18 protein-coding genes are annotated in these 25,992 nt (G+C 60.7%); 11 read left to right on the top strand and 7 right to left on the bottom strand.

The features are described from left to right. The first annotated feature begins 9 nt into the window (after positions 1-9). From J3D46_RS24030 to leuD, 3 genes are read left to right on the top strand one after another with little or no spacing between them, the layout of a single operon-like run. A complete protein-coding gene (locus J3D46_RS24030) occupies positions 10-951 on the top strand; it encodes a hypothetical protein (RefSeq protein ID WP_253469670.1) in 942 nt (313 codons plus the stop codon). Then, a complete protein-coding gene (locus J3D46_RS24025) occupies positions 948-1,313 on the top strand; it encodes a hypothetical protein (RefSeq protein ID WP_253469667.1) in 366 nt (121 codons plus the stop codon). The genes J3D46_RS24030 and J3D46_RS24025 overlap by 4 nt, the downstream gene beginning before the upstream one ends. A gap of 9 nt (positions 1,314-1,322) precedes the next feature. Beyond that, positions 1,323-1,931 carry a 3-isopropylmalate dehydratase small subunit gene (gene leuD, locus J3D46_RS24020; RefSeq protein ID WP_253469664.1) on the top strand — a complete coding sequence of 203 codons (609 nt, stop codon included), beginning with the start codon at positions 1,323-1,325 and terminating at the stop codon, positions 1,929-1,931. A 525-nt stretch (positions 1,932-2,456) separates the two neighbouring features. Here the strand turns inward: leuD and J3D46_RS24015 are convergent. Further along, on the bottom strand, positions 2,457-3,182 hold the full coding sequence (locus J3D46_RS24015; protein WP_253469661.1) for an SDR family oxidoreductase: 726 nt from the start codon (positions 3,180-3,182) through the stop codon (positions 2,457-2,459). Between the two features lie 55 nt (positions 3,183-3,237). Here J3D46_RS24015 and J3D46_RS24010 point away from each other — a divergent pair, with 55 nt between their 5' ends. The 3 genes from J3D46_RS24010 to J3D46_RS24000 all read left to right on the top strand — a co-directional run bounded on the left by J3D46_RS24010 (position 3,238) and on the right by J3D46_RS24000 (position 7,546). Next, positions 3,238-4,110, top strand: coding sequence for an SDR family NAD(P)-dependent oxidoreductase (locus J3D46_RS24010; RefSeq protein ID WP_253469657.1), 873 nt, complete (start codon positions 3,238-3,240; stop codon positions 4,108-4,110). Further along, entirely contained in the window at positions 4,107-4,802 is a 696-nt protein-coding gene (locus J3D46_RS24005) for a FadR/GntR family transcriptional regulator (RefSeq protein WP_253469654.1), read from the top strand. Before J3D46_RS24010 ends, J3D46_RS24005 begins: the two co-directional genes overlap by 4 nt. A gap of 344 nt (positions 4,803-5,146) precedes the next feature. Next, positions 5,147-7,546, top strand: a complete 2,400-nt coding sequence (locus J3D46_RS24000; protein ID WP_253469652.1) for a glycoside hydrolase family 78 protein — start codon at positions 5,147-5,149, stop codon at positions 7,544-7,546. Positions 7,547-7,627: 81 nt separating this feature from the next. Here J3D46_RS24000 and J3D46_RS23995 read toward each other — a convergent pair whose 3' ends face one another. The 5 genes from J3D46_RS23995 to rhaI form a co-directional block, all read right to left on the bottom strand. Next, positions 7,628-9,910 (bottom strand): alpha-L-rhamnosidase, encoded by a 2,283-nt coding sequence (locus J3D46_RS23995; RefSeq protein WP_253469650.1) that lies wholly within the window; start codon positions 9,908-9,910, stop codon positions 7,628-7,630. A 103-nt stretch (positions 9,911-10,013) separates the two neighbouring features. Then, positions 10,014-11,552 carry a rhamnulokinase family protein gene (locus J3D46_RS23990; RefSeq protein WP_253469648.1) on the bottom strand — a complete coding sequence of 513 codons (1,539 nt, stop codon included), beginning with the start codon at positions 11,550-11,552 and terminating at the stop codon, positions 10,014-10,016. Between the two features lie 8 nt (positions 11,553-11,560). Further along, on the bottom strand, positions 11,561-13,597 hold the full coding sequence (locus J3D46_RS23985; protein WP_253469646.1) for a bifunctional aldolase/short-chain dehydrogenase: 2,037 nt from the start codon (positions 13,595-13,597) through the stop codon (positions 11,561-11,563). 46 nt (positions 13,598-13,643) lie between these two features. Beyond that, complete coding sequence (locus J3D46_RS23980; RefSeq protein WP_253469644.1) at positions 13,644-14,984, bottom strand: FAD-binding protein; 1,341 nt, start codon at positions 14,982-14,984, stop codon at positions 13,644-13,646. Next, a complete protein-coding gene (gene rhaI, locus J3D46_RS23975; protein WP_253469641.1) occupies positions 14,941-16,104 on the bottom strand; it encodes an L-rhamnose isomerase in 1,164 nt (387 codons plus the stop codon). Before rhaI ends, J3D46_RS23980 begins: the two co-directional genes overlap by 44 nt. Before the next feature lie 280 nt (positions 16,105-16,384). Between rhaI and J3D46_RS23970 the strand changes: the two genes are divergently transcribed. Next, entirely contained in the window at positions 16,385-18,541 is a 2,157-nt protein-coding gene (locus J3D46_RS23970; RefSeq protein WP_253469638.1) for an alpha-L-rhamnosidase C-terminal domain-containing protein, read from the top strand. A 49-nt stretch (positions 18,542-18,590) separates the two neighbouring features. Here J3D46_RS23970 and J3D46_RS23965 read toward each other — a convergent pair whose 3' ends face one another. Further along, positions 18,591-19,658: a LacI family DNA-binding transcriptional regulator gene (locus tag J3D46_RS23965; RefSeq protein ID WP_253469635.1), complete on the bottom strand. Its 1,068-nt coding sequence runs from the start codon at positions 19,656-19,658 to the stop codon at positions 18,591-18,593. Positions 19,659-19,937: 279 nt separating this feature from the next. Here J3D46_RS23965 and J3D46_RS23960 point away from each other — a divergent pair, with 279 nt between their 5' ends. The 4 genes from J3D46_RS23960 to J3D46_RS23945 all read left to right on the top strand — a co-directional run bounded on the left by J3D46_RS23960 (position 19,938) and on the right by J3D46_RS23945 (position 25,700). Further along, a complete protein-coding gene (locus J3D46_RS23960; protein WP_253469632.1) occupies positions 19,938-21,254 on the top strand; it encodes an ABC transporter substrate-binding protein in 1,317 nt (438 codons plus the stop codon). Between the two features lie 77 nt (positions 21,255-21,331). Beyond that, positions 21,332-22,270 (top strand): carbohydrate ABC transporter permease, encoded by a 939-nt coding sequence (locus J3D46_RS23955; RefSeq protein ID WP_253469629.1) that lies wholly within the window; start codon positions 21,332-21,334, stop codon positions 22,268-22,270. Continuing rightward, the gene (locus J3D46_RS23950) at positions 22,267-23,103 is read left to right on the top strand and encodes a carbohydrate ABC transporter permease (protein WP_253469626.1); all 837 of its coding nucleotides are present in this window, start codon (positions 22,267-22,269) and stop codon (positions 23,101-23,103) included. Before J3D46_RS23955 ends, J3D46_RS23950 begins: the two co-directional genes overlap by 4 nt. A 218-nt stretch (positions 23,104-23,321) precedes the next feature. Then, a complete protein-coding gene (locus J3D46_RS23945; protein WP_253469621.1) occupies positions 23,322-25,700 on the top strand; it encodes a glycoside hydrolase family 3 protein in 2,379 nt (792 codons plus the stop codon). Positions 25,701-25,992 lie beyond the last annotated feature (292 nt).

Raw genomic sequence — 25,992 nt, 5'->3', positions numbered from 1 at the left:
GAGATCCACATGGCAAATCTGACGGCAGTGCTAGCCAGCACCCACCACCCTTTCTACCTCAAGGCAACGACCGCCCCGCCCGAAGAACGAATGCCCCAGGCTGATGAATGGAAACGCAAGGTCGAGGCATACCGCGAAACTCTTACGGCCGCCGAACCCGACATCCTGGTGATGGTCGGCGCCGACCACTTCCACCAGTTCTTCCTGGACAACTACCCAACGTTCCTGATCGGCAAGCAGGAAAAGTATGACGCAACGTTTTACAACGAAGAACGCGAATTCGGCATCCCCAGGTACGTCCTCGATGGCGACGTCGCCTTCTCGGACTTCATGCACCGGGGCTTGATGGAGCGCGGTTTTGATTTCTCCTTCAGCCATGAACTGAAGATTGACCACTCCATCATCTGCCCCATCATCACGGTTCGCCCGGATGCCGACCTCCCTGTCGTTCCGATCTACACCAACATCTTTGCCCCTCCCCTGCCCTCGCCTAAGCGCTTCTGGGAGCTCGGCCGCGCCATTCGTCAGATCATCGATGAATATCCTACGGAGAAGAAGATCGCCGCCATCGGCACCGGACACCTGTCCCTGGAGCTTGGGGGCCCTCGCCAGTTCGGTGAGCACGGACCGGATCCGGAATTCGACCGCCAAGCCATCGAATGGCTCTCAACCGGAAACATCGAAGCCATCCTGGATAACGTCACCCACGAGTCCATGTCCGGAGCCGGCAACGCTACTCATGGCTTCATGGACCTCATCCTGATGATGGGTATTGCCGGCCCCGAAAACGCCGACTATGTCGACCAGCTCGACCTCTATCACACACGGGAAATGTTCATGACCTGGTACCCGAACAAGGGCCAAAAGCTGGCGGCCGCCGCTGAAAAGGCGGCTGCTGTTTCTGGTGGAACCGCCGGCCCAGTCACCGCAAAGGAAGGTGTCTCAGCATGAGCAGGTACTACGTCAACAAATTCCTGTACACGGTGGATAGGGACCCACGCTGGGTTGCGCGCTACAAGGAAGACGCAGCTCGGGCTCTGGAGGATTGGGAAAAGGAAGTCGGTATCCGGCTCAACGATGTCGAGAAGACCTCGTGGGTATCCTTCACGGATGAAGAGCGCAACGCACTGGTCAACTACGACTATGTCTGGCTGTTTGAGAACGGCGCCCATTTTTTCCTGTCCCTGACCCTCTTCGTCGCCGTTTTCGAGGAGGAATACACCAAGGAACACGGACCCCTCTCGTTCCAAAGGGAATTCGCCAGGAAACTGGACCACTGGTTGGGCAAGGACTACCCGTCAGTCGCGCTCTAGGGAGAACAGATGCCGTTTCAGGCCGTTACTGCCGTCCAGGGAACAGCGGTGCCGCTTCGGCGCACCAATGTCGATACCGATCAGATCATTCCGGCCGTATACATGAAAAGGATTACCCGGACTGGCTACGAGGACGGCCTCTTCGCCGGCTGGCGAAAGGACCCCAATTTTGTGCTGAACCGGCCCGAATATGAAGGTGGCATCATCTTGGTTGCAGGCCCGGACTTCGGCACAGGATCATCACGCGAACATGCTGTATGGGCGTTGATGGACTACGGATTCAAGGCAGTCCTCTCTCCAAGATTTGCGGACATCTTCCGTGGCAACGCGGGAAAAGCCGGCCTCCTTGCCGCCCAAGTAAGCGAGGAGTCCTTACTGCTGCTGTGGGACGAACTGGAACGAAATCCACAGACTGCGGTCACCCTGGATCTCGGAGCCAGAACCGTCGAAGCAGGCGGTGTGAGCACCACCTTTCAGCTCGACGACGATACGCGCCGGCGCCTCATGAACGGGCTCGACGACATAGATCTGACACTTCAGGATGATGCTCTCATAGCAGCCTTCGAAAAACGCCGCCCACCCTGGCTCCCCGTCACAACCCCTGTGTCCTCCAAATAAAGGAGGACACAGGGAACACGAAGATGAGCAGATCAACGCAGCTGGAAGAACTTCAACCGAGGGCCTCTCCGGAGCAGATACTGCCGCCAACCCATTGCGGTTACCGTCGAACCGTCGTCACAGACTGGAGAGAGTTGATGCCCGGTGACATCGTGGCCCTAAGCCAGCACAAGTCCAAGGAGCGGATATTGGGTACGGTCTGCGCCGTCTCCGAGGATGGTTTTTTCTTTGGCTTCTTCAGGACCATGGAAGCGACCGGAAACTCTTCCACCACGCGGACGTGTACACGACAACGATGAATCCGAGGACAGCGCAGATGCCCTAACCGTCGACTCTGCGCCCTTCGGCGTTGCGACGAAACTTGCGCCGCTGGACCGGCCGCCTAATTAAGCCACCCGGCGCGGTACGCGGAATCGCAACACGCACCGAGGGTCGGGTTGCCTCGCCGGGCAGACCCCGGTTCATGTCCCGTCCCAGGGTAAGTAAAACTGGGCCCCTGGTGCCTGCTCCCACTCGCACCCCCGCCTATCGCTGTCCTATCGGGCTAAGTGCCAATTCGTCGATACGAACATGCTGGGGGCTGTCGAGTATGAATTGCACGGATCGTGCGATGTCTTCGGCGCTGAGCATTTTGGAACGCTGGCCCGCGTCCGGAACTTCCGGGCGCATGGACAGGAAGTCTGTGTCCACGTCCCCAGGGCAAAGGTGGCACGCTTTGATTCCATTGGCGCCTTCCTGATCGTTCAGGGATGCAACCAAAGCAGACAAGCCTGTTTTGCTAGTCATATAGGCAACGCCGGAACCCGGAGAGAACCGCCATGCGGCGCGGGAAGAAACCACAACAATGTTTCCCTGCCCCTGAGCCCGCATTCCGGGAAGAACGAGGTCAATCACCCGCGCCACACTGGTCAGGTTGGTGTCGATAATGGCGGCGAATTCCCCAATATTCTGGTCACCCCAGGTCCTGGCAGGTGCGTTGAGGCCTGCGGCCAGAACGACGGCGGTCACTGGACCCCAGTGTCCGACGATTCGTTTGTGAGCCTCACTTAGGGACGCCTCGTCGCGGGCGTCCGCGGGCACCTCGAGCGCGTCTCCCCCGGCAGTTCTGATGAGGCTGGCAGTTTCGGACACGGCATCCGCCCGCCGCCCAGTCACAGCGACGTTCCATCCCTTTTGTGCCGCCACTACAGCTGCAGCCCTACCCATCCCGCTGCCGCCGCCTACAACCCACAGTGTCCCCTGAGTGCCCATGAAAACTAGTCTCCTTCTATTGATAGTACGTTTCAAAGAACTGTAAGCTAATCGTATGACTATTGAAAAGACTGTGCGTTGGGGCCTTCACGGGCGTGTGGTGCTAGTGACGGGCGCGGCCCGGGGTATCGGGGAAGTTGTCGCCGAGGCCTTCGCACGCAACGGCGCCAAGGTCGCCGCGCTGGATGTCTCGCTGGAAGGGGTTGAGGGCTTGGCTGCTCGCCTGGCCGCCGGCGGCGCGGATATTGCCGGTTTTGCCTGCGATGTCACTGACGACGAATCGGTGCGAACCGCTGTAATGGCGGCAGCGGAACACTTCGGCGGCATCGACATCGTTGTGAACAACGCCGGAATCAATGTTGAAGGCACAATCGAAGAACTCTCCAGCTCGGCTTGGCAGCGGTGCTTCGATGTCAACGTCACCGGCGTGGCCCGCGTCTGCCAGGCGGCCATCCCCTACTTAAAGGCGAGTGACTACGGAAGGGTCATCAACGCGGCTTCATTCGCAGCCATTGTTCCGAGCATCGGTAGTGCGGCCTACGCCGCTTCCAAGGCTGCAGTTGTGCAGTTGACGAAGGTGCTTGCGGGGGAACTCGGGCCATGGAACGTAACGGTCAATGCCTACGCCCCAGGGATGATTCCGACGGGAATGAACGGTTTTGCTGACATGCCCCAGGAAGCTCAGGACCGCCTCCTGAACACCTTGACGCTCCGAAAATGGGGAGAGCCCGACGAAGTTGCCGATCTTCTCCTATTTCTGGCCAGTGATGCCTCGCGATATATCACCGGAACGTTGATCGACGTCAGCGGTGGAAAGCTCGCCACCCAGATCCCCGCCAAGGCATATGAGGGTATGGCCATGAAGAATGCGTCTAACGAAGCAGGCAGCCCATCAACGGCCCACCTCTCCTCAGCCGGCGCCGCATGACAGAGAACCTGCAGCCGGCCGGTCTGCATGACCAGGTCTTGGAGCGTCTGGGCCGGGACATCTGCTCGGGCGAAGTGCCCCCCGGCAGCATCCTCACCTTGGAAGGACTCGAACGCACGCATGGCGTCTCGCGGACCGTGGCACGGGAGACGGTCCGGGTCTTGGAGTCGATGCACATGGTCGCCTCCCGCCGCCGTGTAGGCATCATGGTCCTGGACCCCACCCAGTGGAATCAGTTCGAACCCCGAATCATCCGCTGGCGAATGGGTTCCCCGGATCGCCCGGCGCAGATGGAGGCTCTGGTCGGGCTAAGGCTGGCCATCGAACCAGAAGCTGCGCGCCTCGCCGCTATGCGCGCTTCCGCGGGCCAAGCCGCTGAACTCGTCGCCGTAGCAGGTCGGATGTGGGCGGCCGGCGAGGAGAACGACATGGAGGCCTTCCACAGCCTCGACCTTCAGTTCCATGCGCTCATGCTTGAGTCCTCAGGGAATCCGATGTTTGTCCAACTGCAGAGCCTCATCGGTGAGTTCCTTGAAGGCTGGCACGCCCAAGGGCTTGGCGCCGGGCACCCGCATCCGGTCGCCCTCGAACTCCATGCTGGCGCGGCGGCCGCAGTCCAGCGGCGCGACCCGGACGAGGCCTTCACTGTCATGCGGGCACTCTTGACCCGCAGCGCCAACGAAGTTACCTGACGCCAGACCTAACCATGAGGCCCAAGCCCGCGTCCCGCCGAGCCTGGGCCTCATCCTTATTCTTGTGTACACCCTCAACATTTCAATGAAACGTTTCACGTGAAGGATTAATTATGTCTGTTCAAACGACGGCTGTTCCGAGTTCGTTGTCCTCTGCAGACCAACCACGCGTTCATGCGCTCAAAGTCGAGCACCATCGTGATGCTTTGGGAATAGGCGAGGAGCGACCGAGGCTATCGTGGCAAACTCTGGCTCCCGAGGGCTGGGTTCAGGCCGGTTATGAAGTCCGGTGGGCAGGGAGCGCGGGCGGCGATACATCCGGTCGCATATCGTCGGAGGAGTCCGTGCTTGTTCCATGGCCGCGTCAGCCACTGACGTCCAGAGAGCGGATCGGCCTTCAAGTGCGTGTGTGGGGTCATGGCGAGGAATCCCCCTCGGCGTGGAGCGAAGAACTTGCCTGCGAAGCTGGGCTCCTCATTCCAACGGACTGGACCGCCAAAGCTGTTTCTCCCGAATGGAGCGAGGACCTCGATAGTGACCAGCCGGTTGCTTTGCTTCGCCGCTCCTTCGAGGTCCCTGCTGGGGTCGAATCGGCCCGCCTGTATGTGACGGCACACGGAACTTATGAGGTTGAGATCAACGGCCAGAAGGTGGGCGAGGAAGTGCTGGCCCCGGGATGGACCAAGTACGACCAAAGGCTCCGATACTCCACCTTCGACGTCACCGACCATATCGTTGCTGGAGAAAACGTTCTTGGAGCTTGGCTTGCGGACGGCTGGTACCGAGGACGGATCGGCTTCAAAGGCGGTACCCGCAATGTGTATGGCCAGGAACGTGCACTTTTGGCGCAGCTGGAACTGACCTACAACGACGGAACACTTGAAACCGTAGGAACGGATGAGACGTGGAAGGCCTCACCTAGCCCCATAGTGTTGGCCAGTTTCTACGACGGTGAACATTACGACGCCCGCCTGGAGCTCCCAGGGTGGTCACTGCCAGGTTATGACGACCAATCGTGGTCCGGCGTCCGGGCCGTAGAGCGGGATCCGGCCACCGTTCAGGCTCCTAAAGGCCCACCGGTACGCTGCACCGGAGAAATCGCCCCACAGAATGTCTGGGTGTCCCCGTCAGGCACCACGCTCTTGGATTTCGGCCAGAACCTGGTCGGGCGGCTGCGCATCACGGTCCGCGGCGAAAATGGCACAACGGTTACGCTGAGGCACGCCGAAGTCCTCCAAGACGCGGAACTGTACCGGCGACCGCTCCGGTTGGCGGCTTCGACCGATGTGCTCACACTTGCTGAAACCGCCGATGTCACGTGGGAACCACGATTCACTCTGCATGGCTTCCGCTACGCCGAAATCAGCGGCGACGTAGATGCTGTGGACCTCGAATCGGTCCGCGCACGTATCTATCACAACGACATGGAACGAACCGGCTGGTTCGAGTGCTCCGATCCGCTGCTGAACAGGCTTCACGACAACGTCCTGTGGAGCATGCGCGGCAACTTCGTCAGTATCCCGACCGATTGTCCCCAACGTGACGAGCGCCTTGGGTGGACCGGTGATCTGCAGGTTTTCGGCCCCACAGCGTCCTATCTGTATGACTGCGCCGGAATGCTGGCCGGGTGGCTTCAGGATGTCGAAGGCGAACAACTGCCCGACGGAACCGTCCCTTGGTATGTGCCTTGGGTACAGGCCGGATCCTGGGATGCAAGCCTTCCGGGCGCCGTCTGGGGCGATGTCGCTGTGCTGACACCGTGGACTCTGTACGAGAGGTTCAACGATCCCGGAATTCTCGCCACCCAGTACGAGAGCGCCAAGGCATGGGTTGATCTCGTGGCTGAGCGGGCAGGCGAGACCTACCTGTGGGACGAAGGATTCCAACTAGGTGACTGGCTGGATCCTGCTGCTCCGCCGCACGATCCGGCCGCTGCCCGCACGGACAAGTATCTCGTTTCTTCCGCCTACTTCGCTTGGTCTGCTCGCCACATGGCGATGACCGCCAAGCGGCTTGGCAGGAGTGAAGACGAAAGGTACTACGAAACTATGGCCGATCGGGTAAAGTCCGCATTCGCAGCACGTTATATCCTCAGTGACGGCACGATGACGAGCGACGCCCAGACGGCCTATGCGTTGGCCATCGTATTTGACCTGTACCCGACGAACCGCCAGAGGCAGCGCGGAGGTGACCGGTTGGCGGAACTTGTCGCAGATGCAGGCAACCGCATTGCCACTGGCTTCGCCGGAACGCCGGTAGTGACCGACGCGCTGACACTCACCGGACACGTCGACTTCGCCTACGACCTCCTGTTGGAGAAGGAATGCCCATCGTGGCTGTACGCCGTGCTGCAGGGTGGGACGACCATCTGGGAGCGTTGGGATTCCATGCTGCCGGACGGGAACATCAATCCCGGTGAGATGACCTCCTTCAACCACTACGCCCTCGGATCGGTTGCTGACTGGATGCACCGCACTATTGGAGGTTTGGCTCCGGCTGAACCCGGCTACCGCAAGATTCTCATTCGTCCTTGCCCCGGCGGCGCGCTCACCTCGGCGTCAACCCGGCACCTTACGCCGTATGGTCTCGCCGAGGTTGCATGGGAACTGAACGGAAACGAACTGTCCATCAATGCTCTGGTTCCAACGGGAACCACTGCCGTTGTGCACTTGCCCACGCATGAGCCCGTTGAAGTGGGTCCGGGCCGGCACTGCTTCTTCGCGTTGGTTGATCTTCCCAGGTAGGGCCATCGGTTAAGACAAGTGCAGGCGGGACCATCGGTCCCGCCTGCACTTTCTGGGCTGTCAGCTCGCTGTCCTCAGGAGTCAGAAAACGTTCATTGCCGTGATGGCGTCAACGTCCTGATCGGTGACGTGCCAGACGCTCTTTCCTGTTGCCAAGGTTTGGTCTTTCCGCCCCGGGAGGCGGAGAACGGCTTCGGTACCTTCGGGTACGCTCACCGACACAGTGAGGTCGCGCCCGGAGAGTTCCCAGTGCACTGAGATTACGCCTTGGGGTGTTTCGAGGCTCGCCTCCGCCCACGTGATTCCCCCACCGGGCCGGGGAGCGATGATGGCACTTTTGTATCCGGGCGATGCTGGGGCGATACCCCCGATGGTGCGGTGCATCCAGTCGGCCACCGACCCGAGGGCGTAGTGGTTGAACGAGGTCATCTCGCCGGGGTTGACGGTTCCGTCCGGCAGCATGGAATCCCATCGTTCCCAGACGGTGGTCGCTCCCATCGTCACGGGATAGAGCCAGGACGGGCAGCCTCGCTCAAGCAACAGCCGGTACGCAAGGTCAACATTCCCTGTCAAAGTAAGTGCATCGGTGATGAACGGGGTTCCTACGAAACCTGTGGAGATCCGGAACTGGCTTGCCTCAACGAGTTCAGCCAAACGGCCCCCGGCAGCCTTCATATCGGCTTCGTCAAGCAGGCCAAAGACGATCGCAACGGAATATGCGGTAGTGCAGTCACTGTGGACCTTGCCGTTTTCCACGTACTTATTGTTGAACGCCAGGCGAAGCCCAGCAGCGGCATCTTCGAATTCTTTCTGTTCCTTGGTCCTTCCCAGTTGAGCGGCCGCTTTCGCAGTCAGATCCGCGGAACGGAAGGCACAGGCGGTGGCCACAACACCAGGGTCAGCTTTGGCAGCAAAGGCATCTTCCGGGGGCGCATCGGGATCCAACCAGTCCCCGAACTGGAAGCCGGTGTCCCAGACACCATCTGAGGAACGTGCCGCCATGACGCAGCGGACATGTGAAGCCATGGATTCGAAGTGGTCGGAAAGAGTCTTCTCGTCACCATAGGCTTCCCAGAGTGCCCACGGAACCCAAACCGCCGCGTCACTCCAGGCTGCGGTCGGGGCGCCGGAGGCTGCCCAATCCCCTACGACCGTTCCGCCGGCAAAGAGTTTGATCGCGTCCGGGACGACGAAAGGAACGACGCCGGCATGATGCTGTTGCTCCAGGGCAAGATCGGCCAGCCAATCGCTTAGGAAACCTTTGGTGTCGTAAAGAAAGGAGGCTGTAGGCGCAAAGACCGCGATGTCGCCGGTCCATCCAAGTCGTTCGTCTCTTTGCGGGCAATCGGTGGGAACGTCGACAAAGTTGCCTTTCATGCCCCAGAGCACGTTTTCGTGGAAGCGGTTCAGCAGCTCGTCCGAGGTCTTCAAATATCCGGTGCGGTGCAGTTCTGAACTGACGACGACGGCCCTGACAGAATCAGCCAGCTCGCCTAATTCATCCCGCCATCCTTCGATTTGTGCATAGCGGAAGCCGTGCAGGGTGAAGGTGGGTTCGAACTGGTCCAAACCTCCGCTGAGGACAAAGCGGTCGCTGGCTTGGGCAGTGCGGAGGGGGCGGATTCCCAGTTCCTCGTGCTCGAGTACCTCGGCATGCCGGACCGTGATGACATCCCCGGCGCGGCCTTGAACTGTGATCTTGAGCCAGCCCACAAGATTCTGACCAAAGTCCATGAGAGTCGCGCCGGCGGGGGAAGCCCAGACAGCGGTCGGGGCAAGTTCCTCTTGACGCACAACCGTCGGTCCGATGTAGGGAGCGAGCTTTCCCGTGTCGAAGTCGAGCGCGTGAACGCCGACCCAGGAGGGATGGCTAAATCCTGGCACCATCCATGCATCGTTGCGGAGCCTGGCATCGATGCTCTGGCCGTCGTAAAGGTCGTTGGACGTGGTGGCTGAGGGACCGGCGGTCCACTTGTCATCCGTGCTGATCAGCTGGATGTGCCCGTCCTCGAACGTGATGCGCAATTCGGCGAAGGTTCCCAGTTCGTCTCCGTAAAGCGCCCCGGCACCGGTCCATCCGAGACGGCCTCGATACCAGCCGTTGCCCAAGGCAATTCCAATGACGTTGGTCTCGGCCAACAGATCCAGGACGTCGTGCTCAATGTAACGCAGCCTCCACTCGTAGCTGCTCCAGCCGGGTGTCAGTACGTCTTCGGAGACCTGTTCGGCGTTGATAACGGCTTCGCAGACACCTAATGCGGATAGCCGTAGGGTGGCCGAGGTGACCTCTCCATATCCACTGTCCAGGGTGAACTCGCGGCGAAGCAACGGCGCTCCCCCAAAATCGTGGTCGGGTGCGATCATCATTCCTTCAAGTACTGGCATCATTCTCCATTCAGGTCCACGGCCGTGTGGACCACTGTTACCAGAGGTCGCTTGATAGCCGAGGCTACCCCTCTGAGCGTATTTAGGCGTTGTCTGTGGCAAAAATATGGGTGCTGGTGATCGTTCCGTGGTGGTCAATGGGCACGTAGGTCACAGGGCCCGAATTTGCGGCGACGAGTTGACGGATCTCAGCTAGACCGCCTTGGACGACACCGGCGGCCCGTGCTTGTATAAGGACGTTACCCAGTGCTGTTGCTTCGACAGGTCCTGCGATCACGGGCTTGCCCGTGGCATCGGCGGTGAGCTGGCACAGGAGCCGGTTTTGGGAACCGCCTCCCACAATGTGAACGACGGCGGCGCTACGGCCCGTTAGGCGTTCGGCGTCGGCCAGCGTTCGGGCGTAGCCAGCGGCGAGGCTGTCCATGATGCATCGCACGATGTTGGCCGCCCGCTCGGGTAACTGCCCACCGGTGGCCCGTGCGGCCGCACGGATGCGATGGGGCATATTGCCGGGGGCGGTGAAAGCGGAATCGTCGGCATTGATCTGCGGCCCTCCGGGCGGCAGGGCACCAGCGTCTTCCAAGAGGCCTTCCAACGAAGGGGAATACCCTTCAGCGGCCCAAGCGCGTTGGCATTCGCTCAGCAGCCATAATCCCCCGACGTTGCGGAGGTACCGGATGGTGCCGTCCACGCCGCGTTCATTGGTGAAGTTGGCCGTGCGGCTGGCCTCTGTCAGTACCGGGTGTTTCGACTCCACGCCCACTAAGGACCAGGTCCCGGAGGAGATGTAGGCGAAGTCCTGCTGCAGGGCAGGGACGGCGGCGACGGCCGACGCGGTGTCATGTGAGCCAACTGCCACCACAAGTGTGGCTTCGGGAAGTCCTACCTTGTTCGCTATGGACGGAAGCAGTGATCCGACCGCTTCTCCTGGCTGCACCAAAGATGGAAAGAGGCTCCGAGGTAATCCAAGCGGTTCGAAAAACTCTGTGGCCCACTCCCCTGCTACGGCGTCGAACAGGCCGGTGGTGGAGGCATTGGTTACTTCCGTCCGGCGTTCCCCGGTCAGGCGGAAAGCGATGAGGTCCGGGATCAGGAGGGCCTGCAATCCGTGCAAGGCAGGTTCGGCGGCCAATTGGTAGATCGTGTTGAAGGGCAAGAACTGCAGCCCTGTGGTCGCGTAAAGCCGGGATTCATCGAGTTTGGCGTGAACTTGGTCGACGGTTGCCCGGCTGCGCTCGTCCCGGTAGCTGAACGGAACCGAGGTGAGTTCACCGGCGTCGTTCACCAGTCCGTAGTCCACTGCCCAGGTGTCGATGCCGATGCTGGCGATGCGTTCGTCGTTCTTGGCCGCCACGGAAGCGGCTGCCGTCAGGCCCTTGAGTACCTCGGCGAACAGGGCGTCGAAGTCCCAGCGGAGGCCGCCGTCGAGCTCTACAACCCCGTTGGGAAAGCGATGAATGGTCTCCAGGGAGACGCCGGATGCAGGCGAAACGCGGCCCAACATGACGCGGCCGGAGGAGGCCCCGATGTCGATGGCGGCGAACACTGCGTTGGGGTCTGCGGGAGCGGACACCGCCCCGGCGTGTGCCGGGACGGTGCTCGTGGTGGTTCCGTTGTTCACTGTCAGTCCTAGCGCAGGAACGCTGCCGCAACGCCGGCGTCCACGGGGATGTGGAGGCCGGTGGTGTGGGACAGCTCGTTGCTGGTGAGCACGGACGCGGCGTTGGCCACATGTTCCGGGAGGACTTCGCGCTTCAGGAGCGTGCGCTGGGCGTAGTACTTGCCCAGTTCCTGCTCGTCCACACCGTACACCGCGGCGCGCTTGGCGCCCCAGCCGCCGGCGAAGATGCCGGAGCCGCGGACCACGCCGTCGGGGTTGATGCCGTTGACGCGGACGCCGTACTCGCCCAGTTCGGCGGCGAGCAGGCGGACCTGATGCGCCTGGTCCGCCTTGGTGGCCGAGTAGGCGATGTTGTTCGGGCCCGCGAACACGGAGTTCTTGGAGGAGATGTAGATGATGTCTCCGCCCAAGCCCTGGTCGATCATGACCTTCGCTGCGGCCTTGGAGACCAGGAACGAACCCTTGGCCATGACGTTGTGCTGCAGGTCCCAGTCCTTCTCCGTGGTTTCGAGCAGCGGCTTGGAGATGGACAGTCCGGCGTTGTTGACCACCAGGTCCAGGCCACCGAAGGCGAGTACGGCTTCCTGGATGGCGGCGGCGATCTGGGCTTCGTCGGTCACGTCGGCCTGGACGCCGATGGCGACGTCGGAACCACCCAGTTCCTCGGCCACCTTTTGCGCGTTCTCAAGGTTCAGGTCGGCAATCACTACGCACGCGCCGTCGGACGCCAAACGGGTGGCGATCGCCTTGCCGATGCCCGACGCAGCACCGGTCACCAACGCGATGCGCGTGGCGTGCGACTTCGGCTTAGGCATGCGGGCAAGCTTGGCTTCTTCCAGCGCCCAGTACTCGATGCGGAACTTCTCGGATTCCTCGATCGGGGCGTAGGTGGAGATGGCCTCGGCGCCGCGCATCACGTTGATGGCGTTGATGTAGAACTCGCCGGCCACGCGTGCGGTCTGCTTGTCCTTGCCGAAGGAGAACATGCCAACGCCGGGAACCAGCACGATGGCCGGGTCCGCGCCGCGGAGTGCAGGGCTGTTCTCGTCAGCATGGCGGTCGTAGTACGCCTGGTAATCCTCACGGTACGCGGCGTGGAGTTCCTTGAGGCGGGCCACGGAGTCTTCGATCGAGGCGTCGGCCGGCAAGTCCAGGACCAGCGGCTTGACCTTGGTGCGCAGGAAGTGGTCCGGGCAGGAGGTGCCCAGCGCGCCGAGGCGCGGGTGCTCTTCCGCGGCAAGGAATTCAAGAACGACGGCGTCATCACTGAAGTGCCCCAGCTGCGGCTTGTCCGTGGAGGCCAGGCCGCGGATCACCGGTGCGAGGGCAGCAGCCTTGGCCTTGCGCTCTGCCTCCGGGAGTGCGCTGTAGCCGGGGAGGGTGGCGCCGAAGGGCTCGGACTTGCCGTTTTCCTTGATGTAGTTCTCGGCCTGGTCAATGATCCAGAGCGAGTTGGCCTCGGCCTCTTCGCTGGTGGCGCCCCACGCGGTGATGCCGTGGCCGCCCAGGATGGTGCCGATGGCCTGGGGGTTGGCTTCCTTGATCGCGGCGATGTCCAAGCCCAGCTGGAAGCCAGGGCGGCGCCAAGGCACCCAAACAACCTTGTCGCCGAAGACCTTGGAGGTCAGTGCCTCGCCGTCCACGGCGGTAGCAATCGCGATACCCGAGTCCGGGTGCAGGTGGTCAACATGCGCGGCGTCCACCAGGCCATGCATGGCGGTATCGATCGACGGCGCCGCGCCGCCCTTGCCGTGCAGGCAGTAATCGAACGCGGCCACCATTTCGTCTTCACGCTCGACGCCGGGGTAAACGGACTTGAGTGCCTGCAGCCGGTCCAGCCGGAGCACAGCCAAGTTCCCAGCTTTCAGTGTGCCGAGGTCCCCGCCGGAGCCCTTGACCCACAGGACTTCAACATCCTGGCCGGTGACGGGGTCCTTCTCAGTACCCTTGGCGGAGGTGTTACCGCCGGCGAAGTTGGTGTTCCGCTTGTCCGCGCCGAGGCGGTTGGAACGGGAAATCAGGTCTTCAACAGTCTTGTTTGTCATGGTGAGTCCTTACGGCTCTCGAGGGGTAGGTCAGTAGTGATTACGTTCAGCCAAAGAGCTGTTGGAGGCGGGCATTGCTGAATCGACGTTCCGGGTCCCATCGGTCAAGGAGACGACGGAAGTCGGGCAGCCTGGGATACAGGCCGGCTACCAGCTCCGGGGAAAGGGCTTGCGTCTTTCCCCAATGAGGCCGAGGGTTGAATGGTGCGAGAGCCGTCTCGATCCTTTTCAGCACAGGCGCGACAGCTTTGGGGTCGTTGCGCCAAGTGAAGTGGATGCCGAGGACGTCCTGCTCAAACGCCGGGCTGAGCCATAGCTCGTCGGCCGCTACGGAGCGGAGCTCCGATACGAGAAGCAATGGCGTGATGCTTTCGTGCAACGCGCGCACAGCCTGGAGGGCATCCGCCGCACGGGAGAGCTCCACGAAATATTCACTTTGAATCTCGTCACCATTGCTTGGTTTAGCGTCCGCCCTGAAGTGAGGAAGACGTTCGGACCAAGGACCTGGCAGCCCGCCTTGGATGGTGAGGTTCGCGGCCTCTCCTTCATGGATCTGGACATCGGCAACGTTCTGGATAGTGCCTCCAGCGACCATTGGAGGTGGTGCATCCGCTTGGTCGAGGCGGGTCTTGAGCCAAGCCTCGCTCAAGGTGTCTCCGCTCCAGTTCGTGAAGAGACTGACGCTGTAGGCGGAGGCCATCACGTCTGTGACGTCGTCCAACACTGCGTCCCATGACAGGTCCTTGAAGACATCTTGTCGAACGTCATAGCTGGGTTCGATGGCCAGTGTGATGCGTACGACGATACCCAGGGCTCCGAGGGCGACCACGTGCCCTTCAAAGTCAAGGTCTCCGGACTGCACGGACCTGACCGTGCCGCGGGCATCGACGATTTCCAACGCCCGAACAGCTGTGGAGAGGTTTCCGTTAGCATTTCCTGACCCATGAGTTCCCTGCGCCGTGGCCCCGCCAATGGAGATGTGCGGAAGCGAACCGGTGTTGTGCAGTGCCCAGCCATGCTGTTGGAGAAAGGTGACCAGGACACCATAGCTGGTGCCCGCTCCAACAGAAACGGTACGGCCCACGGGGTCGATGGTCATCCCGGGGTCGAGATCCAGGACGCTGACCAGAGTTCCTGTCGTGTCTGCGATGTCATTGAATGAATGCCGGGTCCCCAAAGCCCGTACCCGTCCGGGCCGGCTGACTGCCTCGATGACTTCCGAAACAGACTTCGCGGAAACCAACAACGGGGCCCGGTACGAGTAAGTTCCGGCCCAGTTCGCTCCAGGCCCCGCGCTCCGGCTGGCAAGCGTGTCGACGCCAGGGGTACTGAGGGTCATGCTCTTATGCGCCCCATCCGGCTTGCTGGCCGCCTGCGCGGTCCTCATTGATCTTCTTCTGGTACCCGCTGGCCTTGTAGGCGGCCATCGGGTCGGCGGGCAGGCCGCGGGATTCGCGCCACTCGGCCAGGACCGGGCGGACGTCGGTGTAGAAGGCATCGTTGAAGATGCCGTTGGCGGCCAGGACATCCCCGGCACGCTGGGCTTCGGACAACGCGGCAGTGTCCACGAGCAGGGCGCGGGCGGTCATTTCCTGGACGTTGAGGACCGAGCGGATCTGGCCCGGGATCTTCTCTTCAAGGTTGTGGCACTGGTCCAGCATCAGCGCGACGCCGGAATCCTTTCCGAAACCGCCACCACGGATGACCTCGTGCATGATGCGGAACAACTGGAAAGGATCAGCCGCGCCAACAATCAGGTCATCATCCGCGTAGAAGCGGGAGTTGAAGTCGAACGAGCCGAGCTTGCCCAGGCGCAGGAGCTGCATGACGATGAACTCGATGTTGGTACCCGGTGCGTGGTGGCCGGTGTCCAGGCAGACGAACGCCTTCTCGCCCAGGGCAAGGGTCTGCGCGTAGGACGTACCCCAGTCCGGAACATCGGTGTGATAGAAAGCCGGCTCGAAGAACTTGTACTCCAGGACCAGGCGCTGCTCGTCGCCGAGGCCCGCGTAGATCTCCTGGAGGGACTCTGCCAAGCGGTCCTGGCGGCCGCGGATATCGTCCTGGCCCGGGTAGTTGGTGCCGTCGGCCAGCCAGATCTTCAAGTCCTTGGAACCGGTGGCGTGCATGATCTCAATGCATTCAAGGTGGTGGTCGATCGCGCGGCGACGCACAGACTCGGTGGACGAAGTGAGGGAGCCGAACTTGTACTCGTCATCCTGGAAGGTGTTGGAGTTGATGGTGCCCAGCCCCACGCCGAGCCCTGCGGCGTACTCGCGCAGTGCTGCGTAGTCATCCACCTTGTCCCACGGAATGTGCAGCGCCACGGTGGGGGCCAGGCCCGTCAGCTCGTGGACCTTGGCGGCGTCGGCGATCTTTTCCTGAACGGTGCGCGGAGTACCCGGAGTGCCGAAGACCTTGAACCGGGTCCCGGAATTTCCGTAGGCCCAGGACGGCACTTCAATGGCCAGTTCCCCTAGACGGCCAAGCGACTTTGCTGTGTCCATGTTCAACCATTCCTCTTGTATCGTTTCAATGCAGCCATCTTTTCTGTTGGCTTGCGCTGGGTGGAGAGCCCGGAGTTTCCGACCCAAATGCCCCTGGGCTATTGCCGCGAAGGCGAGCGTCGTTGCTATAGTGTCTGTGTAGAGCGCTCTACACATTATGTTCCGTGGAGATTGTCTTTGTCTACACCCGACATCCACTACTCTTTGTCCCGCCGCCTTTGGTGGTCCAACGCCGGACCTCCACATGCCGCAAGGGACAGCAGCGACAGCAGGAGACGAAATGACCTCCATTCGACAAGCCACTGGGCCCTTGCCAGCGGCCGCCACCGCCTCTGACATACGGAAGGCCGCCGCTGCCTTTTCTGTAGACGTGCTCCCGGATGTCCCCGTTGAGACCGAGGGGTCCTTAAGCGCAATCGACTGGGTTTACGCGTCCGGGCAGTACGAACTTGCCGTTCTGGACCGTCTCGTGCGAGAGGGGTTCGCAGCCAATAAGTACGTGCACTATGCCAAGAACTACGGGCATGTAGAGGGGTTCACCGAATTCCGCCGTCAGCTCAGCGGACATGAGGGCAACTTGGTCGTCCAGTGCGCCGGCGAGGCTATGTTCAGCATCGACGACAACACGATGCCTGGGAGCCCCGGCCCAAGAGGCTTCCAAATCCGAGTTCCAGCGGGTGGTCGCCAACTTCAGATCCGCATCTCCACCAGAAACCAAGCTCCGGCCGCCTTCTTCGTTGACGATGACGAGCTCTTCAGCCCCGGATCGTTCTGGCAGGCGAGGGTATCAGATTCGGTCGCAGCACTCGACAAGTCGCCATGGTCGCCGGTCCTGGCTCGCCGCGGTAGCGCATCGACTCCCCCGCACCAGCTCCGCGAACCAACTGTCACGTTGAGCCCTGCCCTCGACGACGGTGTCTACGTTCTGCCCGTTCCGGTGCTGGGGCGTCCAATCATCGCCTGCGAGGGGATACCCAGTGTCTCCGCGGGTGAATCCCGGGCGGAGGCCTTGGCGCCCCTTGAAACCAGCGAAGTGAAGCTAGGGCTTCGCCAGCTCCCGGACGGACGCTGGACGACAGAGAGCGAGCTCGGGTTTCGGTACTTAGTAGTCCATGACGCCGTTGTGAACCAGGTTGCGGTGGAGGCGTCGGCCCACCCGGCCCCTCGCCGGGGGGCGTTCGTCTCCTCAGATGTCCAGCTCAACAGGATCTGGTCAATAAGCGCCTATACTCTGAGGCTTTGCATGCACGAGCTGATGTTGGACGGCATAAAGCGTGACCGGATGCCTTGGATGGGCGACCAAGCTCTCAATACTCTCTCCAATGTGTATTCGTTTGGGGATGGCGCCATAGTCAGGGATGGTCTCGTCGCCTTGGGACAACCCCGGCACGGCTACATCAACGGCATCTCCGATTACTCCCTATGGTGGCTAATTAACACGTTCTCGTACCATCGCCACTTTGGTGACGTTGAGCATCTAGCGCGGGAAAAGGAGCGAATCCATGCATTCGCTCAGGCCCTGTCTGGATATGCCGATGAACGCGGCATCTTCAGGCCCTCCCATGAGCCGGACACGTTCGAAGATGCGGCCGAAGGAGGCATCTTCATAGATTGGGGGGTCACCGTCGACCCCACGAGGGTCTTTACTGCCCTGCAGATTCTCTGGTACTGGGCTATGAAGAGCGCCGCCGATGTCCTCGCTGCTGCCGGTCACCCAGGCGCCCATCTCTGGCGGGAAAAATCCGAACTCATCGCCCTTACCCTGCGATCAGAAGCCTGGGACCCCAGGCAGAAGGCATGGAGGGAGTACTTCGATAGCTCGTCGACTTCATCCCCGTACGCCAACATGCTGGCCGTACTTAGCGGTTTGACGTCCGAAGCTGCGCCCGGAATCCGTGACGCTCTTCTGGCCGCCGAACGGGTCGGAACGCCCTTCATGACCTCCTTCGCCCTTCGGGCCCTCGCCCAGACTGGTCACCGGGCCGAGGCAGTCGAGCGAATCCGCTCTCTGTGGGGGACGATGGTAGATGCCGGTGCCCTCACGTTCTGGGAGGAGTTCGGCGCAACGGGCGAAGACCCCTATGAGATGTATGGCCGACCGTTCGGCAAGAGCCTTTGCCACGCCTGGAGTTCAGGACCGGCCGCTTTGCTACCCGAGATCGTGTTAGGTATTCGGCCTCTTTCGGACGGCTGGGACGAGTTTACGGTTGAGACTGACCTAGGTCACCTGGACTGGGCGGCGGCCGTCGTTCCCACTCCCCACGGGGACATCGTCGTCCAGGCAGACAAGGGACAGCTGACTGTAGAGCTCCCGAGCGGTACCACTCTCATTCAGGCCGACAGCAAGACGTTCGGTCCGGCCCGAATGACCCGCATCCTCCAACCCGGAGCTTATGGAGTCAGTCCGGCACTGGCTCCTGCCCTTTTACCTGACTAGGAAGCAGCGGTGATTCTGGCCGTGCGGAACACCCGTGGGGATTCGCTGGTTATTCCGCGAGGCTAGGCGCCACGTCAGGAGAATGTTCGTTGCCAAGGGCCTCATTTGCGGGGGGCCTTGTGCTTTTGCGAGTACGCAACATCGGCACAAACGTTTCATGGAAGGCGTCCGTCCGGCCGGCTAACCGCTCCAGGAGCATCCTGACGGCGCGGGCTCCCATAGCTGCTCCGGGCTGATCGACGGAGGTCAGGGAGATCAATGGGTGGCTGGCCAGGGGAACGTCGTCGTAACCCGCGACTGATATGTCGAGGCCTGATTCGACCACGGCACGCAGTGCACCAAGAGCTAATTCGTCATGACCAGCAAAAATAGCGGTGGGAGGCTCTGGGGCGGCCAGCATTGACTGTGTCGCTGCATAGGCGAGGTCTTGCCCCTCACCGCATCGGGTAACACTAATGCTGTCCGCTAAGCCTGCCTCCACCATGACTTTAAGGTATGCACCGAGGCGAAGCCCGTGAGGTGTACCCGGCTCCGTAACCATTTCGTCGCGCGTGAGATGTGCGATTCGCTGATGTCCCAGCTCCAGCAGATGCTGCATTACCGCGTCCGCGCCCGCGACGTCGTCGCCAGCCACAGTGTCATAGTGAAGTGAGCGATCATGTCGGGCAAACATCACCATCGGCGTCCGTTCCGCTGCACGCTCAAGCCAGCTCTGACCGACAAGCGGCGAAACAGCGATTACTCCGTCTACCTGTCGGTCAAGCAGGGCCTCAAGCGCACGGTGACCCTCCTTGGGGCCCTCGTCGGCTGGCGCGATGATGAGCTGGTAACCCGTGCCCTTCAGTGCATCTTTGGCTCCCGAAAGTACCTTCGTGAAGAACTGGTTGCGAAAGTCAGGAATCTCAATGCCAACCGTGTAACTGGCGCCGGACATGGCACGGGCAGCAACCAGTGGGCGGTAGTCGAGTTGCTCAATTGTGGCGAGAACCTTAGCTTTCATCTTTGGGCTGACGCCATAGGCGTTTCGCAGAACCTTTGATACAGCCGCGCGTGAAACGCCTGCCGCTTCTGCAACATCCTCGATCGTTGCCCTGCGAGCCTTCGATTCCTTCGCCACAACGCCTCCGCTCTCGCCATCCCGTCCCCACGCAACGCCAGGGCGTTGCTTCGGTCCGCTGTGACCAAGGGGTAGACCAAGTCTCGCATCAAACGAGAAATATCAACAGAAAAAACGTAGAGCGCTCTACACTTTGGGCGTTGGCTGTGTTACAAATGACTATAGCGGCAAGGAAATCCAGTGAAACGCATCACAGTTGAGACGTTTCAATCCGGTGGCCTTACGATCCACTAGTTCGCGTAGATCCCATCATTTTCCCTTTACATGGAGGTAGAGAGAATGTCATTCCCATCCATTCGTCGCACAGCGGTTGCTGTCGGCGTCAGCGCGGCGGCGCTTTCACTGGTTCTGACTGGGTGCTCCTCATCCGGCAGTTCGGATAGTGGCTCCGTCACCATTTCCTACTTGGTCGACAACGGAGCGGCGACTGTCGAGGCTGGAAACGCGCTCATCGCGGATTTCCAGGCCAAGAATCCGAATATCAAAGTCGAACTGGAAACACGCCCGCCAGGTGCCGAGGGCGACAACCTCATTAAGACCAAGCTCGCTACGGGCGACATGAACAGCGTGTTCCAGTACAACACCGGTTCGCTTCTGAAGGCACTGGAGCCTGATAAGTCACTCGTCAACGTCGCGGATCAGCCATGGGTGAGCCGGCTGGACGATAACTTCAAGACTGTAGCCTCCACCGAAAATGGCACTTATGGCGTTCCGACCGGACAATCGTCCGCGGGTGCCATCATCTACAACAAGGACGTTTACGCCAAGCTCGGGTTGCAGATCCCCAAGACGTGGGACGAGTTCATGGCCAACAACAAGAAGATCCTGGACTCCGGGACGGCCGCGCCGATCGCCCAGACCTACGGCGATACTTGGTCCTCACAGCTCTTTGTGCTCGGAGACTTCTACAACGTCCAGAGCCAGGATGCCGACTGGGCCAAAAAGTACACCGAGAACAAGGCAAAGTTCGCCGACGAGCCAGGTCTGTCGGGATTCGAGCACCTCGAGGAAGCACTCAAAGCCGGCTACTTCAACAAGGATTACGCCACTGCCACCTACGACGACGGTGTCCGCATGATCGCCAAGGGCGAGGCCGCCCACTACCCGATCCTGACTTTTGCCGCTTCGGCCCTTTCGGTCAACTACCCTGAGGCCGTCAAAACTGTTGGCACCTTCCCGATTCCCGGTAAGTCGGCAGACAAGAACGGCCTGACCGTCTGGATGCCGAGCGCAGCCTACATTCCGAAGTCCACCGAGGGAGCTGAACTGGATGCTTCCAAGAAGTTCCTCGACTTCCTCGCAACCCCGGACGCCTGCAAGATCGTCAGCGAAAAGATTGCCCCCACCGGACCGTTCGTGATCGACGGTTGCACCCTTCCTGACAGCGTGCCAGCGATCGTTTCGGACATGCAGCCCTACTTCGATGAGGGAAAGACAGGCCTCGCTTTGGAATTTGTCTCCCCCGTCAAGGGCCCTGCCCTCGAACAGATCACTGTTGCTGTCGGTTCCGGAATCACTCCTGCTAAGCAGGGTGCTGGCCAGTACGACGAAGACGTCAAGAAGCAAGCCCAGCAGCTCGGACTCGAGGGCTGGTAAGGGAGTAACCTCCTATCTCTGGGGTCGGCCGCCCGCGGGCGGCCGACCCCCGAACCACCAGAATCAATGGAGATATCATGACCACAGAGATCGCGTCCTCCGGAGCAACCGGCACGCGGCGAAGCCCCGGCCCAGCCCCTGCCGCGAATAAACGGCGCAAGAAGCAAAGCCCCTACCCAAACTGGTTCTATTTGCCAGCCGGTCTGTTCTACACGATCCTGTTCCTCGTTCCCACCGGGCTGTCCTTCTACTTCGCTCTAACTCGCTGGAACCTGTTCGACATCGAGTTCATCGGGTTCGAAAACTTTGTCACCTTCTTCAAGGAACAAGCCCTGATTCAGGGCTTCATCAACACCTTCATCTACGCGTTCCTCACCTCGGGAGCGAAGGTCGTTTTGGGACTGTTGCTGGGAGTCTTCCTCACCTCCCAAATCATTGCCCGTGGCTTTCTCCGGAGCGTGATCTTCTTCCCGGCGCTTGTCAGTACGATCGGCATTGGCATCACATTTAAGGTACTTCTCGATCCTTTCGACGGTCCGGTAAACCAAGCCCTCGCGGTGCTGGGAATCGGCGGGCCAGGGTGGCTAACCGATCCTTCGTTGGCGCTGATTTCCATTGCTCTCGTGGACATCTGGAAAGGTGTCGGCCTCGCCACGCTCATTTACATAGCGGGCATGGTCGCAATCCCCCAGGACTACTACGAGGCCGCCCGTGTTGACGGAGCCGGTGCCTGGAACAATTTCTGGCACATCACACTGCCGCTGCTTCGCCCTGCAACTGCAACAGTGATTCTCTTGTCGCTTATCGGTGGGCTCCGCTCATTTGAACTCATCTGGGCCATGACCAAAGGCGGGCCGGGGTTCACCAGCGACGTGCTCGGGTCAGTTATCTACAAGCAATATCAAGCCGGGTTCTTCGGACTGTCAACGGCCGGAAATGTGGTGCTCTTCCTCGTTGTCGCAGCACTCATCTTCCCGCTTTCGGCCTGGCTGAACAAAGGAGAGAAGGAATCATGAGGAACAAAACACTAGCCTGGCGCTGGGGCGGTGGAACCATCGCGGTGATCCTAGCCCTCCTGATCTTCATCCTCCCCTTCCTCTTCATCCTGTTTACGGCTTCGAAATCCCAGCAAGAGGCCTCGCTCCTGCAGTTCAGCTGGCCCACCGAATGGCATCTCTTCGACAACCTCGCTCAGGTGATCCAGACTCGGAATGGCCTGCCCCTCCGCGCATTCATCAACAGCGCAGTACTCACCGTTGCGTCAGTATCACTGATCGTCGTTTTGGGTGCCATGGTCGGCTTCATCCTGCAGCGACGCCAACAAAAGTGGAACAGCCTCATCAACGGACTCGTACTGGTAGGTCTTATCGTGCCTCCCGCCGTCGTGCCCACCATCTGGGTCCTGCAAGGAACCGGGCTGTTCAAAACACTCCCGGGCCTGATCTTTGTCCACGTAGCGTTCGGACTGCCATTCGCAGTCATGCTCTTCAGGGCCTTCATGGGAAGCGTCCCACGGGAACTCGACGAAGCAGCGATTATCGACGGAGCCGGACCGATCCGGCTCTTCATGAGCATCATTCTGCCGCTCATCCGGCCCGTCATGATCACAGTCATCGTGGTGCAGTCAGTCGCGATCTTCAACGACTTCACCTATGCCCTGTACTTCCTCCCGGGTGATTCAAACGCAACCGTGCAGCTGCTCCTATATAACTTCCAGGGCCAGAACCTCACTCAGTGGGGCCTGCTGTTCGCCTTCATTCTGCTGGTCACCGTACCACCACTGGTCATGTATATCTTCTTCAACCGCCAGATTGTCGAAGGCATGACCTCCGGCTCGGTCAAGGGCTAACAGCCGACGCCGGCGGGCAGAAGCCGCCCAACAATCGTGCAGGAATGAGTTGGGTCGTGGCCGTGCCGCGGCCCAACGTCATTCCCCGCAAATCCTGTATTCCGGCCATGGTCCAGAGGACCAGTGCTCGGGGACCAGGAACCAACTACTCCACACACCCATCGACAGGCTCGCGAAAATATCTCGGGCCAGGCGAACCACGAGCACCTAGGAACCCGATGACGCAGAACACCACCGATGCCGACACTGCCCGGTCCGATGTTGCCCACCTGAGCCATGAGCAGAAGGTGGCTTTGGCCCTTATGGACTTCCCAGCAGCCGGGTTCCCCGAGATGGTCTGGACCGACGGGCCCAATGGAGTCCGCGGCGCTGAAGGAGCCACGGCCTTTCCCGCCGGGCTGGCAGTCGCCGCGTCCTTCGATCAGGCGCTGGCCTACAAATTTGGACAAGCCCTGGCCCGCGAAAGTCTCGCGTCGGGAAGGAACTCCATCCTCGCCCCGGGCTTGGACATTGCACGTGTGCCTTGGGCAGGTAGAATCGCCGAAGCCCTGGGAGAGGACCCTTGCCTGGTCGGTGAGATCGGCGGGCCCATTGTGGCGGGCCTGCAGGACTCTGGAGTCGTCGCGGCACCAAAGCACTTTGTGGCTAATAACTTCGAATACCTTCGGACCGGCAGTGGCAGTTTTGCGCGCCGTTCAGCGGCCGTTGACGTGCGGATTTCCGCCCGCGCGCTTAGGGAGGTCTACGCCGAACCATTTCGCCGCGTCCTCCTTAAATACGGGGCAGCATCACTGCTGAGCTCCTACAATCAGGTCAACGGCGAGTACGTCTCCGAAAGCAAAGAAATCCTAGCCATACTGCGTGAAGAGTGGGGATGGCAAGGATTTGTGGTTCCTGACTTCCTGCATGCGGTCCGGGACGACGAAAAGGCATTGAAGGCAGGACTGGACTTCCCTGCATTGGGAGGCACAGCAGGCAGAACCCGGGAGATGGTCGAGGCGCTACCCGAAGAAGCACTGACCAAGATCGCCGAGCGTGTGCATTGGGCAATGAAAACCGCCAATGCCGTCCCCGCGACGCCGACCACTGAACCGCTCGATGACCTGCTTTCCCAGGATTTAGCCCAGAGGATTCTGGAAGACGGGGCCGTCCTACTGAAGAACGAGGGGTTGCTGCCCCTTCGCCCCGAAACCATCAACTCCATTGCCCTTCCCGGTATCGCCGACCTTAGCCACTTGCTGGTCATGGGCGGCTCGGCGGCCGTGACCCTCAGCCCCGCCCGAATTCCGTCGCTGGTTGAGACCCTTCGGAGTGTCCTGCCGGACGCCAATGTCTCCACTGTGGCCGGTACCCTAGGCGATATCCCACTCCCAACCCTACGTACTGACGTCGCGGCTCATGTAAGTGACGACGTCACAGGTGAGGAAAGAGAGCTGATCCTGGATGAATTTTCCTTGCTGAATCCGCCCGAAGGCATTGGTCCGGACTGGTCCGCAACCCTCAGGACTGAGTTTTTCCCTCCAATCGATGGCCTTTATCGGTTCTCCCTTGATTTCTGCGGCGAAGCTACCCTGTCGATTGACGGCAATCCGGTCGCTAGCGGTTTCCGGGAAGCCTCACCGATGGTGCAGGGACCGCATTACCCTGTACAAGCGACTGTGACCTTACAAGCCGGCGTCCCGGTAACGCTGCAGGCTGCGTTTAGCAGCGGCCCCTCCTTCGTTATCCCCGGCATCGTGAGCCCGCGAGTGACTCTGGGCATGGCTCTTCCAAACGACTCCATTCAGCAGGCAGCAGATGCGGCGAGTAAAGCCGATCTGGCCATAGTCATCGTGGGCCGGGTCAGCGGTGAAGCCATGGACATTGAGTCGCTGCACCTACCAGGAGACCAGGAAACCCTGATCCGGGCAGTCGCTCAAAAGAATCCAAGAACCATCGTTGTGACCTGCGGTGCAGGGCCTATAGTCATGCCTTGGATTGAGGACGTCGCTGCGGTTCTGCACATGTGGAACCCAGGAGAACGGTTCGCCCCCGCCCTGGCCAGACTCCTGCTCGGTCACGCCGAGCCCGGAGGTCGGCTTCCCCTCACCTTTCCGTCCTCGGAGCAATTGACACCCGTCAGCTCACCGGAGCTCTATCCGGGAATCGACGGAAGGGTGGACTATGACGACGACCTTCTCGTCGGCTACGCCTGGTACGACGCGACCAACACCGAACCCGCCTTCGAGTTTGGTCACGGTCTGGGATACACACATTTCGATACCGGATCCCTCACGGCGACGACCACGGACGACGGAATCCTCTGCGACATCGAATTCACGAATGCCGGCCCACGAGCAGGCAAAGTTGTCCCGCAGCTCTACGTCTCGGCCCCTTCCGAAGCTGGCCACCCTCCCCGGATGCTTCGGGCGTTTGGTGCAGCCACAGTCAATGCAGGCGATGCCCGCAAGTTCTCGTTCACCGTCCCATATAACGAGTTGACTGCCTACGATGCAGCGACACGCAAAGCCATCCTGCACCCCGGCGAATACGTGATCTCAGTCGGGCTGTCCTCCCGTGATATTCGCGCAACCGCCGCCGTAACACTGACGCCGTAGACATGCGTCTCTCTGAGACTGATGGTGTCTAAGTTCCGAAGTGAAGTCCCAACAGCAAGGAACGGTTTATCAAGACCGTTCCTTGCTGTGCCGTTGCAGCCCCATGGCCTATAGGCCACTTGATAAACCGCAGGTAGTCAAGGATTCAGTCTGACGGCTTCGCACCGAAGTCACACCGGAAGCAGGTATGAATGGTCCTCACCGTTACAGTTCAATCCAAAGATGAAATGGAATACACCCTCACAACCGCGGTGGACAAGGTCCGTAAACAATCTCCAGCCGACTGCCGGCA

Source organism: Paenarthrobacter sp. A20, assembly GCF_024168825.1.
Taxonomy (GTDB): domain Bacteria; phylum Actinomycetota; class Actinomycetes; order Actinomycetales; family Micrococcaceae; genus Arthrobacter.
The sequence above is the reverse complement of the archived record's forward strand: the minus strand, read 5'-3'. Positions and strand labels throughout refer to the sequence as shown.

Bases quoted from the DNA above. Each gene is read 5' to 3' on its own strand.
- J3D46_RS23985 (WP_253469646.1), bottom strand. From the start codon at position 13,597: ATGACAAACAAGACTGTTGAAGACCTGATTTCCCGTTCCAACCGCCTC.
- J3D46_RS24025 (WP_253469667.1), top strand. From the start codon at position 948: ATGAGCAGGTACTACGTCAACAAATTCCTGTACACGGTGGATAGGGAC.
- J3D46_RS24005 (WP_253469654.1), top strand. From the start codon at position 4,107: ATGACAGAGAACCTGCAGCCGGCCGGTCTGCATGACCAGGTCTTGGAG.
- J3D46_RS23950 (WP_253469626.1), top strand. From the start codon at position 22,267: ATGAGGAACAAAACACTAGCCTGGCGCTGGGGCGGTGGAACCATCGCG.
- J3D46_RS23980 (WP_253469644.1), bottom strand. From the start codon at position 14,984: ATGAGGACCGCGCAGGCGGCCAGCAAGCCGGATGGGGCGCATAAGAGC.
- J3D46_RS24030 (WP_253469670.1), top strand. From the start codon at position 10: ATGGCAAATCTGACGGCAGTGCTAGCCAGCACCCACCACCCTTTCTAC.
- leuD (WP_253469664.1), top strand. From the start codon at position 1,323: ATGCCGTTTCAGGCCGTTACTGCCGTCCAGGGAACAGCGGTGCCGCTT.
- J3D46_RS23955 (WP_253469629.1), top strand. From the start codon at position 21,332: ATGACCACAGAGATCGCGTCCTCCGGAGCAACCGGCACGCGGCGAAGC.
- J3D46_RS23970 (WP_253469638.1), top strand. From the start codon at position 16,385: ATGACCTCCATTCGACAAGCCACTGGGCCCTTGCCAGCGGCCGCCACC.
- J3D46_RS23945 (WP_253469621.1), top strand. From the start codon at position 23,322: ATGACGCAGAACACCACCGATGCCGACACTGCCCGGTCCGATGTTGCC.
- J3D46_RS24015 (WP_253469661.1), bottom strand. From the start codon at position 3,182: ATGGGCACTCAGGGGACACTGTGGGTTGTAGGCGGCGGCAGCGGGATG.
- J3D46_RS24010 (WP_253469657.1), top strand. From the start codon at position 3,238: ATGACTATTGAAAAGACTGTGCGTTGGGGCCTTCACGGGCGTGTGGTG.
- J3D46_RS23995 (WP_253469650.1), bottom strand. From the start codon at position 9,910: ATGATCGCACCCGACCACGATTTTGGGGGAGCGCCGTTGCTTCGCCGC.
- J3D46_RS23960 (WP_253469632.1), top strand. From the start codon at position 19,938: ATGTCATTCCCATCCATTCGTCGCACAGCGGTTGCTGTCGGCGTCAGC.
- rhaI (WP_253469641.1), bottom strand. From the start codon at position 16,104: ATGGACACAGCAAAGTCGCTTGGCCGTCTAGGGGAACTGGCCATTGAA.